The organism is Vibrio sp. 970 (assembly GCF_033339075.1).
Genome location: NZ_JAWOTW010000863.1, coordinates 1 through 508, shown reverse-complemented (window position 1 = coordinate 508; position 508 = coordinate 1). Strand labels below are relative to the sequence as shown.

The window sequence follows — 508 nt, the reverse complement described above, 5'->3', positions numbered from 1 at the left end:
GAGGTAATGGTACCTTGCTATAACCCGATGGAAATGATCCCTGTAAGAGGCAAAGGCTCACGTATTTGGGATCAGGACGATAACGAGTACATCGACTTTGCTGGTGGTATTGCAGTGAGCTGCTTGGGTCATTGTCATCCAGTAATGGTTGATGCGTTGACTGAGCAAGGCAACAAGCTGTGGCATCTAAGTAACGTGATGACGAACGAGCCGGCACTTCGCCTTGCGAAAAAGCTAACTGAAGTGAGCTTTGCTGAACGCGTATTCTTTGCTAACTCGGGTGCAGAAGCAAACGAAGCGGCACTGAAATTAGCACGCCGTTACGCGGCAGATGTTCATGGCCCTGAAAAATCAGAAATCATCGCGTTTAAACAAGGTTTCCACGGTCGTACATTCTTTACTGTGACGGTTGGCGGTCAAGCGGCTTACTCAGACGGTTTTGGTCCTAAGCCAGGCGATGTTACGCACTTACCATACAACGATATCGAAGCACTTCAAGCACACATGT

The 508-nt window shown here is 48.4% G+C and carries 1 protein-coding gene; it reads left to right on the top strand.

Going from position 1 to position 508, the window contains the following annotated elements:
* On the top strand, window positions 1-508 hold a 508-nt coding region (locus R7Q11_RS29605), incomplete at both ends, for an aminotransferase class III-fold pyridoxal phosphate-dependent enzyme (RefSeq protein WP_225467395.1).